Here is a 14,968-nt window from a genome sequence, read left to right as displayed (position 1 = left end):
CGGCCGCACATCGGCGGATCAGCGGCGCGGCGTCACCACTCGGGAGGGCGGTGGCCGTCCCACGGGTCGGCCGCCTCGACCTGGGCGCAGAGCGCGAGGAGGCCGGCCTCCCCCGCGGGCCGCCCGACCAGGCTCACGCCGACCGGCAGCCCGCCCTCGGCGCGGTGCAGCGGGAGGTTGGCGACGGGCTGGCCGGTCATGTTGTAGACGCTGGTGAACGCGCTGAACGCGCTCTGCCGCCGGAGGTTGTCGAGCGGGTCGGCGTGCTTCTCGTCGAAGTACTCGACCGGCTGCGGCAGTGCCGCCAGCGTCGGCGTCAGGACGGCGTCGTAGCGGGCCGTCGCCTCGATGGACGCGCGGGCGGCGCGCTGCATCCCGCCGACCGCGGCGGCGAAGGAGGCGCCGTCGATCCGGCGGCCGTACGCGCGCCAGGCGCGGGTCACGGGCCGCAGCGACTCCTCCGCATCGACGGCGTGGCCGAGCGACTGCACGCCCCACACGGTGACGAAGAAGTCGGAGACCTCGGGACCGAAGGGCGTCGGGATGTCCTCGACCTCGTGCCCGAGGCCTTCGAGCACGCGGGAGGCGTGCTCCCACGCCTCGACGCACGCCGGGTCGACGTCGATGCCGGGTGCGGCGGGCACGGCGTAGCGGCCGATGCGCAGCCGTCCCGGCTCGCGGCCGGCGTGGCCGAGGAAGGTCTCGCCGGCCGGGAGGGGCGGCGCCCAGTGCGGGTCGCCGGGCATCGGGACGGCCATCAGGTCGAGCATCGCGGCGGCGTCCCGGACGGTGCGCGCGAGCGGGCCCTGGACGGCGAGGCCGCTCACGTCGGCGGCGTCCGGGCCGGGGCTGATCCGGCCCCGGGACGTCTTGAGCCCGAAGAGGCCGCAGGAGCTCGCGGGGATCCGGATGGAGCCGCCGCCGTCGCTGCCGTGCGCGACGGGCGCGAGCCCGAGCGCCACGGCGGCGGCCGCGCCGCCGCTGGAGCCGCCGGCCCCGCGGGCGCGGTCCCACGGGTTGCGCGCCGGGCCGGCCACGTCGTTGTCGGTGTAGCAGCAGAGCCCGAACTCGGGGGTGTTGGTCTTGCCGAGGCTGATCATGCCGCCGCGGCGCAGCAGGGTGACGACGTGCGCGTCGCGGTCGGGGACGTGGCCCGCGTAGGCCCGGGAACCATAGCTGGTGGGCACGCCGGCGGTCGGCGTCAGATCCTTGATCGCGGTCGGCACTCCGGACAGCGGCGTGGGGGCTTCATCCGCCGCCGTGGCGCCGGTCATCGCCTCGGCCTGCGCGATCGCCTGGTCCGCCGTGACGGTGACGAAGGCGCCGTAGCGATCGTTCAGGCGCTCGATGCGGGCCAGGTAGTGGCGGACCAGGTCGGCGGGGGCGACCTCGCCCGCGCGCACCGCCGCGGCCTGTTCGAGCGCGGTGAGTTCGTGCAGCTCCGTCATTCGCCCCACCCTAATACCGACCGGTCGGTATGTCAGGAGGCGATTCCCGCGGGCACCGGACTCGGCCCGGATCAGGCCATCCGGGAGAGGGCGGCGGCGACCTCGGCGGACGGGGCGTCGCCCAGCAGGATCGTGTAGTGGTTGGCGTCCGGGAGGGTGCGGACCGGGATGCGCGCGGCGATCGGCGCGGGATCGGGGTACAGCGGCACCGGCTCGTCGAGCATGCCGCGCCCGGCCCGCAGCATCTCGGTGGGCCCGCGCAGCCGCCGCCACGCGCCCGCGAGCGCGTCCCCGGTGAGCAGGTCGGCGGAGTCCGCGGACACCGCGTCCAGCGAGACCCGGCTGCGAAGCTCCGGCTCCTCGCCGGTCATGTCGTAGTCGACGTAGGCCTCGATCGCGGGCGTCCAGACCTTGAACGCGGGGTGCGCGCGCCAGAAGTCGCGGTTGGCCTCCCGGTCGGCGAACCGCATGCGCAGCCGCGCGGCGGCCGGGCCGATCGCGTCCGCGACCTGCTCGTCGGGCGTCCGGCCCGGCGCGACGGGCAGCGGCGGCCCGCCGTCGACCAGCAGGATCCGCTCCACCTTGCCCGGGTACAGGTCGCCGAGGACGAGGGAGACGAACGCGCCCATCGAGTGCCCGGCGACGACGGCCCGGTCCATGCCGAGCGCGTCGAGGACGGCGGCGCAGTCGCGTGCGTGCGCGGCCATGCCGTACGGCCCGGGCAGCTCGCCGCTGCGGCCGCGGCCGCGCAGGTCGACGGCGGCGAGGCTCCCGCCGGTGGCGGCGAACCGGGCGGCCACCGCTCCCCACGACAGATGCGACCCGGTGATGCCGTGGACGGCGAGCACCGACGGCGTCCCCTCTCCCCAGAGCCCTACGGTGAGGTCCCCGCCGGGGACGGCGACGGTCGTCGTGCGATACCCGCTCATGCCGCGCAATCTACTCCGGCCGCCCTCACCCGAGAGGGTCGCCGTGGACCTGCCGGCCCGCGAGGAACGTCGCGTCCACCGTCAGGTCCTCGATCTCCTCCGGCGGGACGCGCGTCGGGTCGGCGGAGACCACGGCGATGTCGGCGTACTTGCCGGGCGCGAGGGACCCAGTGACGTCGTCGGCGTGCAGCTGCCAGGCCGCGTCGATCGTCTGCGCGCGCAGCGCCTGCAGCACGCCGATCCGCTCGCCGGTCCCGAACGACCGGCCCAGGCGGGACGTGCGGGTCGCGGCGACCGCGACGTTGTGCAGCGGGTTCGCCGGGGTGACGGGCGAGTCGTTGTGCAGGGACACCCGCATCCCGGTGCTCAGGGCGGTGCCGATCGGCGCCCATCGTCCGGCGACGTCCGCGCCGAACAGCTCGTCCAGCACCTCGCCCCAGTAGTAGATGTGGTCGGGGAACAGGCTGCACGTGACGCCGAGCGCGTGCGCGCGCCGGAACTGCTCGGGCCGCATCGAGCTGGCGTGCTCGATGCGCAGGCGCCGGTCGTCGGGGCGGCCGCCGAGCATCTCCTCCCAGACGTCCAGGACCTGCTGGACGGCCTCGTCGCCGTTGGCGTGGCAGGCGAGCTGCCAGCCCTGCGCGTAATAGGCCCGCGAGATCTCCAGGAGTTCGGCGGCGCTGTAATTCGGAGCGTGGCGTTCGCCGCTGGAGAGATACGGGAACGACGCGGCGAGATTGCCCGTCCACGGCGATCCGTCCGCCCAGGTCTTGATGCCGATCTGGCGGATCATGTCGTCGCCCGCGCCGGGCTCGACGTCGCTTTCCAAGGCGGGCGTCGACACCTCGTAGAGGCGGAGCCGGGTGGTGAGCGGGACGTTCTCCAGCAGCGGCCGGGCGCGGGGGTCGAACGCCATTTCGCTCATCATCGTCACGCCGCGCGCGTTCACCCGCGCGCTCTCCGCCAGCAGGGCCGGAGCGGCGTCGGTGATGCCGTCGCGGAGATGCCCGGTGACCATGGATATCGCGGCGGGCTCGTAGGCGGCGCCGGCCAGTTCACCTGCGGCGTCGCGGCTGAACCGCCCGCCGGGCGGGTCCGGTGTGGTGGGGGTCAGGCCGGCCTGGCGCATGGCCACGGAATTGAAGAACACCGCGTGGCCGGAATTGTGCATGATGATCAGCGGAGTGGCGGGGGCCAGCTCGTCCAGCCAGGAAAGGGCCGGCTCCGGCAGCCCTTTCTGCAGCAGCGGCTCCCAGCCGTTGCACACCGTCATCGGACGCGTGGCGACGGCTTCGCGAACGGCGGCGAGCACCTCGTCCGCTGTGGCCAGGACGACCGGCCGGATGTCGACCAGCGCGGGGCTCTGCACGGTCGCGTCGCCGAGGAAATGGCCGTGGGCCTCGACGAATCCGGGCAGGACGCAGCCGTCGACGTCCACGACGCGCGTATGACGACCGCGCAGGCCGTCGAGGTCGTCGAGGTCGTCGCCGACCGCGAGGACGCGGTCGCCCCGCACCGCCAGGGCCCCGGCGGACGGACGGGCGTCGTCCATGGTGACGACCCGGCCGCGCAGGATGAGGTCGGCCGTCCTGACAGCGTCGGCCGTCATGACAGGGTCGGCCGTCATGACAGGTACGCCAGCGCCGCGCCGGTGAGGGCCGTCGTGCCCGCCTGGACGGACGCCTCGGGGTCGGGCGCGAACAGGGAGCTGTGGTTGCCCGGGATCGTCGCCAGCTTCTCCTCGGGACTCTCCCCCGGCGCGTCCATCCACGCCCGCAGCGGCGTGCCGCCGAAGAACCAGAAGTCGGACGGGACGGCGGTGCCGCCGTTGTGCTCGGCGAACCCGAAGACGGAGAAGTCCTCGCTGCCCATGAGCGGGCCGTGCTCGATGACGGCCTCCGCGCCGAACAGCTCGGCGTGCACGGCGGACACCCGGGCGTCGGCGGCGGCGTCGTTCACGGTCAGCGGGAAGTCGCCGGACACGGCCAGCTCCGGCGGCCGGGGGCAGCCGGACGCGGCGCACTCGGCCTCGGCGATCCGGTGGATCGCGGCGAGCACCTCGTCGCGGACCCGCGCGGACTGGCTGCGGAAGTTCAGCGCCACGTGCGCCTCGTCCGGGATCACGTTGGCCTTCGTGCCGGCGCGGATCATGCCGGCGGTGACGACGACGGAGTCGCGCGGCGACACCTCCCGCGACACGATCGTCTGCAGCCGCGTCACCAGGTGCGCGGCGGTGACGACCGGGTCGACGCAGGTCTCGGGCGCCGAGCCGTGCCCGCCGCGGCCGAAGATCCGCACGTCCACCGTGGTCGCCGCGGACATGATGAGGCCGGGGCGGTGCACGATCGCGCCCGCCGGGAACGCGCCGACGTGCTGGCCGAGCACCGCGTCCGGACGCGGCAGCCCCCGCCACGCCGCGTCCCGGACCATCGCCAGCGCGCCCTCGCCGAGCTCCTCGGCGGGCTGCGCGACGACCAGCAGCGTCCCCGACCAGAGCGCGGTCCGCCGGGCGAGCGCCTCGGCGGCGGCGATCAGGCAGGTGACGTGGACGTCGTGCCCGCAGGCGTGCATGACGCCGGGCACGGTGCTGGCGTAGGGCAGGCCGGTCCGCTCGGCGACGGGCAGCGCGTCCATGTCGGCGCGGACCAGCACGACCGGGCCGTCCCCGTTGCGCAGCACGCCGGCGAGGCCGGTGCCGCCGACGCCCTCGGTGACCTTGTATCCGGCGGCGTGCAGCCGCGCGGCGGCGATCCCGGCGGTGCGGTGCTCCTGCCAGGAGGGTTCGGGATGGGCGTGCAGGTCGCGGTACAGCTCCCCCAGGCCGGCGGCGTGCTCGCCGAAGTCGCTGAGGATCTCGCGGGTCCGCTCCGCGGCGCGGCTGGTCACCTGGTCTCCTTCGGCGGCAGTGACGGCGCGCTCGCGAGCAGCCGTCGGGTGTAGGGGTGGGACGGGGCGGCGTAGATGTCGCCCCGCTCGACGATCGCTCCGCGGTGCATGACCGCCACGGAGTCGCTGACGTGCCGGACGACGGCGAGGTCGTGGGAGATGAACAGCATCGTCAGCCGGAGCTCGGCGCGCAGCCGGGCGAGCAGGTTCAGCACCTCGGCCTGGACGGAGCAGTCCAGCGCGGAGGTGATCTCGTCGGCGACGACGACCTCGGGGCGGGCGACGAGGGCGCGGGCGATCGCGATCCGCTGCCGCTGCCCGCCGGAGAACTCGTGCGGGTGGCGGCGGGCGGCGTCGGGTTCGAGCGCGACCATCTCCAGCCCGGCGGCGATCTGGTCGGCGTGCGCGCGGGGGTCGGCGCGGCGCGGGTCGATCGCCTCGGCGAGCGCGCGGCCGATCCGCATCCGGGGGTCGAGGGAGGAGTTCGGGTCCTGCGAGATCAGCTGGATGCGGCGGCGCGCGGCGGTGAGGCGGGCGCCGCGCAGGCCGGAGACCTCCGCGCCGTCCAGCAGGATCCGGCCCGACCGGGGCCGGACGAGCCCGACCATGGCCTTGGCCAGCGTCGACTTCCCCGACCCTGACTCGCCGACGAGCCCGACCGTGGTGCCCTCCGGGACCGTGAGGCCGACGTCGTCCAGGACGGTGTGGGCGCGGCGCCCGTGCCCGAACACGACGGTGACGTGCTCGGCGACGAGCTTCCCGGCGGCCGGTCCGGCGGCGGGCGCCTTCTCGGCGGGCAGCGTCATGATGCGGTCTCCTCCACGGTGAGCGCGACGGCGTGGCAGGCGGCGCGGTGGTCCGTCCCGACGGCGACCGCGGCGGGCCGCTCCTCGGTGCACCGCGGCATGACGAGCGCGCAGCGGGACGCGAACGCGCACCCGGCCGGGCGGTCGGCGGGCGCGGGCGGACGGCCGGGGATCGTGGTCAGCTCCGCGCCCCCGTCGCCGTCGGTGTCGAGGCGGGGCGTGGCGTCCAGCAGCGCGCGCGTGTACGGGTGCCGGGCGCGCCCGGCGGCGAGGTCGGCGACCGGCAGCTCCTCGACGATCCGTCCCGCGTACATGACCAGGACCCGGTGGCACAGCGACGCGATGACGCCGATGTCGTGCGAGATGAACAGCATCGCGGTGCCGTCGCGGCGGTTGGCCTCGCGGAGCAGCTCGAGGATCTCGGCCTGGACGGTGACGTCGAGCGCGGTGGTCGGCTCGTCGGCGATCAGCAGCCGGGGGCCGGTGAGCAACGCCGACGCGATCATCGCGCGCTGGCGCATCCCGCCGGACAGCTCGTGCGGGTGCTGCCGCAGCCGCGCCTCCGGACGGGTGATCCGGACGGCGTCCAGCGCCTCGGCGGCGCGCTCGCGGGCGGCGCGGCGGCCGAGCCCGCGGTGCCGGCGCAGCACCTCGGTGAGCTGCCCGCCGATCCGCAGCGCCGGGTTGAACGACGCGGCCGGGTCCTGGTAGACGACGCCGATCTCGGTGGCGAGGCGGTCGGGCGCGGCCCCCGCGAGCAGGTCCAGGTCGTCCAGCCGGAGGGCGCGGGCATCGGCGGTGACGGTGTCGGGCAGCAGCCGCGCGACGGCCATCGCGGTGAGGCTCTTGCCCGATCCCGACTCCCCGACCACGCCGACGATCTCGCCGGGACGGACCGTGAACGACACGCCGTCCACCAGATCGACGTCCCCGGCGGACACGCACAGGCCGTCCACGGTGAGCAGCGCCCCGTCGTCCTCCGGTGGCGCCGCCGGGAGGGGCACCTTCTTCACCCGCCCCGGGATCCCGACCCGGTGCGGATCGGCGCCCGCCGCGAGGCCGTCGCCGACGAAGCCCGCCAGCACGCCGGTCAGCGTGATCGCGACCGCCGGGCCGAGCGCCTCCGCCGGGTTGGTGTAGAGCGCGTCCAGGCCCGTGTTCAGCAGCGCGCCCCAGTCGTAGGACGGCGCCTGCACGCCGAGGCCGATGAACGACAGGCCCGACAGCGCCGTCAGCGTCCCGGCGAACGCGACCGACAGCAGCACCAGCAGCGGCTCGGCGATGTTCGGCAGCAGGTGCCGGACGAGGATCCGGTGCGGCGGGACGCCGAGCAGCCGCGCGGCGGAGACGAAGTCGCGGCCGGCGACGGACGCGGCGAGGTTGGCGGTGAGCCGCGCGAACGCCGGGCTCCACGCGACGCCGATCGCGACGACGGCCGCGACGGTCCCCGCGCCGAGGATCGCCGCGACCGCCAGCGCGAGGATGATGGCCGGGTAGGACACCATCACGTCGATGAGCCGCAGCCCGATCTCCCGAACGCGCGGGCCGGCGACCCACACGGCGGTGCCGAGCAGGACCCCGATCGTCCCGGCGATCGCGGTGGCGATCACCGTCATGACGAGGGTGAGGCGGGTGGCGACGAGGGTGCGGGCCAGCACGTCGCGGCCGAGCGCGTCGGTGCCGAGCCAGTGCTCGCCGGACACGCCCTCGCGGGCGGCGCCGGACAGGTGCGCCGCGTCCCCGCCCCAGACCAGCGGCGCCGCGACGGCGAGGACGGCGATCAGGCCGAGCCCGGCCAGCCCGGCGGCGAGGCCCCGGGACGAGCGGATCATGAGCGGCTCCTCGCGGTCAGCGTGCGCGGGTCGAGCAGCCCGAGCAGCACGTCGATGAGCAGGTTGAGCAGGGCGGCGAGGATGCCGAGGACCAGCACCGTGCCCTGGATGACCGGGTAGTCGCGGTTGGTGATCGCCTGCACGACGCGGCCGCCGAGGCCGGGCCAGGCGAACACGCTCTCCACGATGATCGTGCCGCCGAGCATCGCGGTGAGCATCAGCCCGCCCATGGTGAGCGTGCTGGTCAGCAGGTTCGGCAGCGCGTGCCGCGCGTACAGGGCGAGCGGCGGCAGGCGGCGGCCCCGCGCCGTCCGCATGTAGTCCTGGTTCAGCACCACCGCGGTCTCCCGCCGCACGATCCTCGCCAGCACGCACGTCGACGGCAGCGCCACCGCCACCACCGGCAGGACCAGCGCCGACAGGCTGGACGCGCCGGCGGCGGGCAGCAGCCGCAGCGTGATCGCGAAGACGAGGACGAGCAGCGTCCCGAGCACGTACTCGGGGGTGGCGCCGAGCAGCCCGGTCGCGAAGGTGAACGCCGCGTCCAGCCGGCGCCGCCTCCCGCCGCGGGTCGCGACGGCCACCGCCATCCCGAGCGGCACCGCGACGGCGAGGACCAGCAGGATCGCCAGCAGCGCCAGCTCCGCGGTGAACGGCAGCCGCCCGGCGATCACGTCCGCGACCGGCTCGCGGGTCTGGAACGACGTGCCGAGGTCGCCGTGCAGGAGCCCGGAGACGTACGACCCGAACTGCGCGGGCAGCGGACGGTCGAGGCCCAGCTCGTGCCGGAACCGCGCCACCTGCGCGCCGGTCGCGTCCGTCCCGGCCAGGGCCCGCGCCGGGTCGCCCGGGATCAGCTGCACCATCAGGAACGTGACCGCGACGAGGGCGACGAGCACGCCCGCCAGCCCGGCGAGCCGGCGCAGCAGGAACCCGATCCACGGATTCCGGACGCGCCCGCCCGCCTTCACCGGCCCGGGCGCCGGGGCCTCCTGCACGGCGGCCGTCATCAGCCCTGCACCCGGAACGAGGTCGGGTCGACGGCACCGGCGGTGACGACGGCGTCCGCGTTCTTGCCGAGCACGAACGCGACCGGCACGGTCGACAGCGGCACCACGTCGTCACGCTGCAGCAGCGCCTTCTGCGCCGCGCCCCACGCGGCGCACTTGCCGGCCTCGTCGGTGGTCGCCATCGCCTTGCCGAACCCCGCGTCGAAGCCGCCGTTGCGGATCCCGCCGAAGTTGCGGCCCTCGGGCGGGTTCGGGCCGGTGAGCAGGATCGCGCCGGCGGTGAGCGTCCCCTGGAAGTTCAGGTGCGCCATCACGGTGACGTCCCAGTCGCCCTTGTTGGCGAGGACGTCGGACGCCCAGGTGGCGTTGTCGACGTTGCGCAGCGCGACCTTGGCGCCGGCGGCGCGCAGGGCCTCCTGCACGTAGGTGTTGCCGGACCCGCCGGCGACCCCGTTCGTCCCGCTGAGCTTGATCGAGACGCCGTCCAGCGCCTTCTTCGCCGCCGCCGGGTCGGTCTTGGTGACGATCGAGGCGTCGGTGTTCGCGCACTGGCCGGTGCTGTCGCTCCAGCTCTTCATCACCTCGCCCTTGCCGCCGTAGACCTTGTTGAAGGCGGCGGGGTCGAGGGCCTGCGCCACCGCCTTGCGGAACCCCGGATCGGCGCCGGGGTGCCCCTTGCGCTCGTTGAACACGACGAACATCCGCAGCAGCGGCTGGACGTGGACGTGGTAGCCGCCGCCGGCGAACCGGGCCGCGTCGGGGCCGGTGAACGCGGCGTAGTCCAGCTCACCGGTGCTCAGCTGGTTGGCCGCGGTGCTCTCGTTCGACACGATCGACAGCCGCACCGTGGACGGGCGCTCGCCCGCGGGCACCTTCGCCTTCGTGTAGGCGGGGAACGCGTTGTAGCCGTCGCGGAGCTTGAAGGTGTACTGCCGTCCGCGCTGCGCGTCGGTCAGCGTGTAGGGGCCGGTGCCCGCGCCCGCGACCGGTCCCTGGCCGAGGGCCTTGGGGTCCTTGAGCCCGGGCGGGCAGACGATGCCCGCGTTGGTCATCGACATGGCGGGCACCAGGTCCGACCACGGCCTGGCCAGCTTGAGGGTGACCGTGCGGGCCGCGTCGTCGGACGACACGGTGACCTTCGCGCCCGGCCCGAACGCCAGCCCGGTCCCGGCGGCGCCGGTCTTCGGGTCGGCCCACCGGCGCAGCGACGCGGCGACGTCGCCGGCGGTCAGCGGCTTGCCGTCCGAGCAGGTCAGGCCCGCGCGGAGGGTGAAGGTGGCCGAGTCGGGCGCGGCGGTCCACTTCTCCGCGAGGCCGGGGACGACCGACTGGTCGGCGTCGCGGTAGACGAGGGTGCCGAACTGCATCCGGGCGAAGGAGTAGTCGGTGGCCGCGGTGCCGAGTGCCGGGTCGAAGGTGTTGGCGTCGGACGTCACCGCGTACCGGAACGGGCCGCCGCCGCCCGCGGACGGTTCCGAGGAGGTGGTGCAGCCGGAGGAGATCAGGACCGCGGCGGCCGCCAACGCGGCGGCCGGGACGGCGGAGCGGAAACGGGCCATGGGCTTCTCCCGGGGGACGAGAAGGACGGTGGGAGCGGTGCAGACCAGGATCGGGTCCGGCGTGAAAACTCGAGTAGATTGCACGAATGCCGCGTGAACACCCCCTCGCATGCACGGAACCGGCGCATGGATGAGCTCGACCTGGCGCTGGTGAACGCGCTGCAGCACGACCCGCGCGCGTCCTGGGCGCGGCTCGCCCGCCCGCTCGGCGTCGACGCCGCCACGCTGTCGCGCCGCTGGGCGCGGCTCGGCGCGTCCGGCGAGGCGTGGGTGACCTGCTACCCGGGTCCCTCGCAGCTCGACTTCGGCGCGTTCGCGCTGGTGGAGGTCGGCTGCCTGCCCGGCGCGAACCAGCGCATCGCCGCCGCGATCGCCGCCGACCCGTGTACCGGCAGCGTGGAGCACACCACCGGCGGCCGCGACCTGCTGCTGACCGTCAGCGCCACGAGCGTCGCCGCCGTCAGCGGGTACGTCCTCGACCGGCTCGGCGCGCTCGACGGGATCACCTTCACCCGCACCCATCTCAGCCACCGCCTGCACCGCGAGGCGAGCCGGTGGCGGCTGGACTCGCTCAGCCACGACCAGCGCCGCGACCTGGAGCGCGGTGCCGGCTCCGGGACCGGGCAGGAGCCCGGGCCGCTGCGCGACGACGAGGTGGCCGTGCTGCTGGCGCTCGCCCCGGACGGCCGCCGCTCGCACGCCGCGCTCGCCGCCGAGCTCGGCATGCCGGAGACGCGGGTGCGGCGCGCGCTCACCGGCATGCTGTCCAGCGGGCGGGCCGTGCTGCGCTGCGAGGCCGCGCACTGGCTGGCCGGCTGGCGGGTGACCGGGATGCTGTGGCTGCAGGTCCCGCCGCCGCGGCTGCGGGCCGTCGCCGACCGGATCGCGACGATGCGCGAGGCCCGCATGGTGTGCTCGGTCGTCGGCCGCGCCAACCTCATGGTCAACGTCTGGGTGCACGGCATGGGCGAGCTGGCCGCCTACCAGGCCCGGCTCGTCTCGCTGTACCCGGAGATCCAGATCGTCGACCAGTCCGTCACGCTGAAATGGATCAAGCGGGTCGGCCGGCTGCTGGACGAGCAGGGCCGCGGCGTCGGCTGCGTCCCGCTGGACCCCCGCAAGACCTCGCCCGCCGACCTCACGGGACAGAACAGCTAGCGGGCTCAGCCCCGGATGGAGGGGCGGCCCGCGATCAGGTCGCCCACCGCGGTGGCGAGCCGCTGGACGGGGCGCCGGTACCGGCGCTCACGGGCCACCGCGCGCCGCTCCTTGCGCGAGCCCGGCTTGTAGCGGCGCCGCGCCCACGGCGACCCGGGACGGGCCAGCCGGATCGCCCCGACGAGCGCCACGAGCCCGATGAACAGGCCGATCAGCCCCGTCCACGTCTTGCCCTTGAGCAGCGCGACGACGGCGAGGCCGAGATCGATGAGCAGCACCACCGCGAGCCCCCATCCGCCGCCCGCATCCTTGGAGCTGGCGAAGGCGTCCGCGCCGAGCGGGCGCAGCCCGAGCAGCAGCAGCCCGCACAGCGCCACCGTCACGAACACGACCTCGACCGACAGCCGCCCCTGCTCGGTCCAGTAGACGTCCTTCAGGTGGAAGACCAGCGCGAACTCGTCCAGGACCAGCGCCATCCCCGCGCCGAACAGGGCCGCGGACGCCGCCGCCCAGCCGGACGAGTCGTCGGTCACCGCCAGCCCGCCGATCCCGCCGACGCACATGAACACCAGGCCGAACACGACATGGTGGATGTGCCGGCCGCCGGGCGTGACGTTCCCCGGCCACCACCGCACCCGCTTGCGGATCATCCGGACGCTGAAGCGGATGAACAGGAACGCCGCGATGAACGCCACGAAGAAGCAGAACAGCCGGAGCCGTCCGGTGTCGGCGATCTCCCGGGTGAACCACGCGCCCATGCCCGGCACGTTCCCCGTCCCGCGCAAAGGCAGGGAACGCCGCAGGTGAAGGCGCGGTCGCGGCGGGCCCCCGCCCGCCGCGCCGGGTCACTTGCTGGGCTGCGGCGTCTTGCAGTGGACCTTCGGGTTCGCGCCCACGTAGTTGAGCGGGCCGGCCACGATCGTGACGACGACCGTGCCGACCTTGGCGCAGCTGGCCTTCCGGTCGTCGTAGTAGTGCCGCTGGCCGGCGGCGATGGCACCGATGACCAGCCAGATCAGGACGATGGCCGTTCCGACGCGCACGGCAGCCTCCGGGGGGACGTGGCCGCCGTCGCCTGGTCGTTTCATGATCGGCGGCCTGGGGGTGTCGTGGGTGTGCCCGCCATGGACCGGACCTAACGCCCCCGGCCGGAATGAGCCCGGGTTCCGGGAACGGGAGGCGGTCTACGCTCGTCGAAACGTGTCGGACCACCCACGAGCACTCGGACCACCCACGAGCACTGCACCACCCACGAGCACCGGAGGACGGACATGGGCGACGGCGTCGAGCACGACAGGTCGGGCCAGCTCAAGCAGATCGAGAGCGGGCTGCTGCCCGGCGAGCAGGTCATCGCGGTCTACGACGCGATCGGCACCGGCACCGGGTTCGTCGGCCTCACCGACCGGCGGGTGATCATCCAGGACAAGAGCTTCGCGGGCAAGAAGTACGCGATCACCAGCATCCCCTACTCCAAGATCACCTCGGTCAGCGTGGTCAGCAACAAGTCGTGGGCGGGGCCCTACTTCTCCTCCGGCTCCATCGCGATCAACGTCGGCACCATCTCCTACGAGGTCGAGTTCCGCGGCGCCGACAAGAGCCACCACGTCCACAACGTGATCCTGGACTTCATCTCCCGCTGACCCCGCGCGCGCCGGATCCGTGCCCGGCCCCCGGAAGGCCGGGCGCGGGCTCCCGGCGCCCCGACGCATGGTGGCTTTCCGCGACGCCGGACCTGCGCACGGTGATCGCGATCCACTAGACTGGAGGCTCCTCGACCCACCCCCGCTCCCAGTCGAGGGGACACGAATGACAGACCGCCAGCCCCCCGGCCCCGGCCTCCCCGGCGCCGCCCTCAACCGCATCTACGACTACTCGCTCGGCGGCAAGGACAACTACGGCGCCGACCGCGCCGTCGCCATCGAGGCGTTCGGCTCCTTCCAGGCCGCCCGGCTGCTGCCCCGCGAGAACCGCAAGTTCCTGCGCCGCGCCGTCCGCCACATGCTCGACGAGGGCGTCCGGCAGTTCCTCGACGTGGGCTGCGGCCTGCCCGGCAAAGGCAACGTGCACGAGGTCGTGCACGCCCGCGACGCCGCCGGCCGGGTCGTGTACGTCGACATCGACCGCGTCGCCGTCGTCCACTACCAGGCACTGCTGCACGCCGTGCCGAACGCGGCGGCGGTGCACGGCGACGCCCGCAAGCCGCACGCGATCCTCGCCGACCCGGAGGTCACCGCGCTCATCGACCTGCGCCGCCCGGTCGGCGTGCTGATGACCGCGACGCTCGACGCGATCCTCGACGAGGAGGACCCGGAGGGCATCGTCCGCGCGTTCACCGACGCGATGGCTCCCGGCTCCCACCTGGCGATCTGCGACTTCACCGACGACGCGATGACGTCCTGCGAGCGCGCCCTGCAGGACCGGATCATCACCGACGCCGGGCTGGTGTTCACCTCCCGCTCCCGGTCCCGGATCGCCGCGTTCTTCGACGGCCTCGACCTGGTCGAGCCCGGCCTCGTGCCCGCGCCCGAATGGCGTCCCGACCGGCCGCACGAGCCCGCGACGGGCTGGCTAGTCGCGGGCGTCGGCCGCAAACCCTGACGCCGGCGCCTCTGGGCGCTAGCCCTGCCCCGGCGGCGGGCGGAACCGCCGGGGGGCCGCTCAGACGACGATGCGCGCGGTGGACCCGGTGCGCTCCTTGGTGACGCGGAGCTGCGCCGGGATCCGGGCCCGCAGCTCCGCGACGTGGCTGACGATGCCGACGGCGCGGCCGCCGTCGCGCAGGCCGTCCAGCACGTCCATCACCTCGTCGAGGGTGTCCTCGTCGAGGGTGCCGAAGCCCTCGTCGACGAACAGCGTGCCGATCTCCGCGCCACCCGCCTCCGCCGTGACGACGTCGGCGAGGCCGAGTGCCAGCGACAGCGAGCTGATGAACGACTCGCCGCCCGACAGCGTCACCGGGTCGCGCTCCAGGCCCGTCCACGCGTCGGCGACGCGCAGCCCGAGCCCGCCCGCGCCGTGACTGCGGTCGCCCGCCGCCTTGTCGGTGGTGTGGACGAGCGCGTAGCGGCCGCCCGACATCCGGCCGAGCCGCTCGTTCGCGGCGGCCACGACCTGCTCCAGCCGCGCGGCCAGCACGTACGCCGACAGCGACATCGAGCGCCGGTTCGCGGCGTGCTTGCCCGAGGTGAGCCCGGCGAGCCGCTCGGCGACCCGGTACCGCTCCGCCGCCGGGCGCCAGGCGCGGACGGCGGCGGCGAGGTCCGCGCGCAGCCGCGTCCGCCGCCTCCGCGAGCGCCGCCTCCAGCGCGTCCAGGTCGGGGGCCGGTCCGGCGGCGGCCTC

14 protein-coding genes are annotated in these 14,968 nt (G+C 74.7%); 3 read left to right on the top strand and 11 right to left on the bottom strand.

The annotated features are described in order from the left end of the window. Window positions 1–32: 32 nt before the first annotated feature. From F9B16_RS20715 to F9B16_RS20680, 8 genes are all read right to left on the bottom strand, one after another. Complete coding sequence (locus F9B16_RS20715; RefSeq protein ID WP_151541757.1) at window positions 33–1,448, bottom strand: amidase; 1,416 nt, start codon at window positions 1,446–1,448, stop codon at window positions 33–35. 71 nt (window positions 1,449–1,519) lie between these two features. Next, window positions 1,520–2,377: an alpha/beta fold hydrolase gene (locus F9B16_RS20710; RefSeq protein ID WP_151541756.1), complete on the bottom strand. Its 858-nt coding sequence runs from the start codon at window positions 2,375–2,377 to the stop codon at window positions 1,520–1,522. Window positions 2,378–2,402: 25 nt separating this feature from the next. Continuing rightward, window positions 2,403–4,004, bottom strand: coding sequence for an amidohydrolase (locus F9B16_RS20705; RefSeq protein WP_225991809.1), 1,602 nt, complete (start codon window positions 4,002–4,004; stop codon window positions 2,403–2,405). After that, complete coding sequence (locus F9B16_RS20700) at window positions 4,001–5,263, bottom strand: amidohydrolase (RefSeq protein ID WP_225991808.1); 1,263 nt, start codon at window positions 5,261–5,263, stop codon at window positions 4,001–4,003. Before F9B16_RS20700 ends, F9B16_RS20705 begins: the two co-directional genes overlap by 4 nt. Beyond that, window positions 5,260–6,069, bottom strand: a complete 810-nt coding sequence (locus F9B16_RS20695; protein WP_151541755.1) for an ABC transporter ATP-binding protein — start codon at window positions 6,067–6,069, stop codon at window positions 5,260–5,262. Before F9B16_RS20695 ends, F9B16_RS20700 begins: the two co-directional genes overlap by 4 nt. Beyond that, on the bottom strand, window positions 6,066–7,901 hold the full coding sequence (locus F9B16_RS20690) for a dipeptide/oligopeptide/nickel ABC transporter permease/ATP-binding protein (RefSeq protein ID WP_151541754.1): 1,836 nt from the start codon (window positions 7,899–7,901) through the stop codon (window positions 6,066–6,068). Before F9B16_RS20690 ends, F9B16_RS20695 begins: the two co-directional genes overlap by 4 nt. Beyond that, window positions 7,898–8,911, bottom strand: a complete 1,014-nt coding sequence (locus F9B16_RS20685; protein ID WP_151541753.1) for an ABC transporter permease — start codon at window positions 8,909–8,911, stop codon at window positions 7,898–7,900. Before F9B16_RS20685 ends, F9B16_RS20690 begins: the two co-directional genes overlap by 4 nt. Beyond that, entirely contained in the window at window positions 8,911–10,470 is a 1,560-nt protein-coding gene (locus F9B16_RS20680) for an ABC transporter substrate-binding protein (RefSeq protein ID WP_151541752.1), read from the bottom strand. The genes F9B16_RS20685 and F9B16_RS20680 overlap by 1 nt, the downstream gene beginning before the upstream one ends. Window positions 10,471–10,596: 126 nt before the next feature. Here F9B16_RS20680 and F9B16_RS20675 point away from each other — a divergent pair, with 126 nt between their 5' ends. Next, complete coding sequence (locus tag F9B16_RS20675) at window positions 10,597–11,628, top strand: Lrp/AsnC family transcriptional regulator (protein WP_151541751.1); 1,032 nt, start codon at window positions 10,597–10,599, stop codon at window positions 11,626–11,628. Between the two features lie 5 nt (window positions 11,629–11,633). Here the strand turns inward: F9B16_RS20675 and F9B16_RS20670 are convergent, their stop codons facing one another. Together F9B16_RS20670 and F9B16_RS20665 are read right to left on the bottom strand one after the other, a co-directional pair. Further along, on the bottom strand, window positions 11,634–12,386 hold the full coding sequence (locus F9B16_RS20670; RefSeq protein WP_151541750.1) for a hypothetical protein: 753 nt from the start codon (window positions 12,384–12,386) through the stop codon (window positions 11,634–11,636). Between the two features lie 87 nt (window positions 12,387–12,473). Further along, complete coding sequence (locus tag F9B16_RS20665) at window positions 12,474–12,671, bottom strand: hypothetical protein (RefSeq protein WP_225991807.1); 198 nt, start codon at window positions 12,669–12,671, stop codon at window positions 12,474–12,476. 228 nt (window positions 12,672–12,899) lie between these two features. On the opposite strand from F9B16_RS20665, the gene F9B16_RS20660 reads away from it, so the two are divergent. Further along, window positions 12,900–13,268: a PH domain-containing protein gene (locus F9B16_RS20660; protein ID WP_151541748.1), complete on the top strand. Its 369-nt coding sequence runs from the start codon at window positions 12,900–12,902 to the stop codon at window positions 13,266–13,268. Between the two features lie 166 nt (window positions 13,269–13,434). Further along, complete coding sequence (locus F9B16_RS20655) at window positions 13,435–14,226, top strand: SAM-dependent methyltransferase (RefSeq protein ID WP_192808900.1); 792 nt, start codon at window positions 13,435–13,437, stop codon at window positions 14,224–14,226. Between the two features lie 60 nt (window positions 14,227–14,286). Here the strand turns inward: F9B16_RS20655 and F9B16_RS20650 are convergent. Further along, on the bottom strand, window positions 14,287–14,968 hold a 682-nt coding region (locus F9B16_RS20650; RefSeq protein WP_192808899.1), incomplete at its 5' end, for an SbcC/MukB-like Walker B domain-containing protein.

This window comes from Actinomadura montaniterrae, from assembly GCF_008923365.1.
Classification (GTDB): Bacteria; Actinomycetota; Actinomycetes; order Streptosporangiales; family Streptosporangiaceae; genus Spirillospora; species Spirillospora montaniterrae.
The sequence above is the reverse complement of the archived record's forward strand: the minus strand, read 5'-3'. Positions and strand labels throughout refer to the sequence as shown.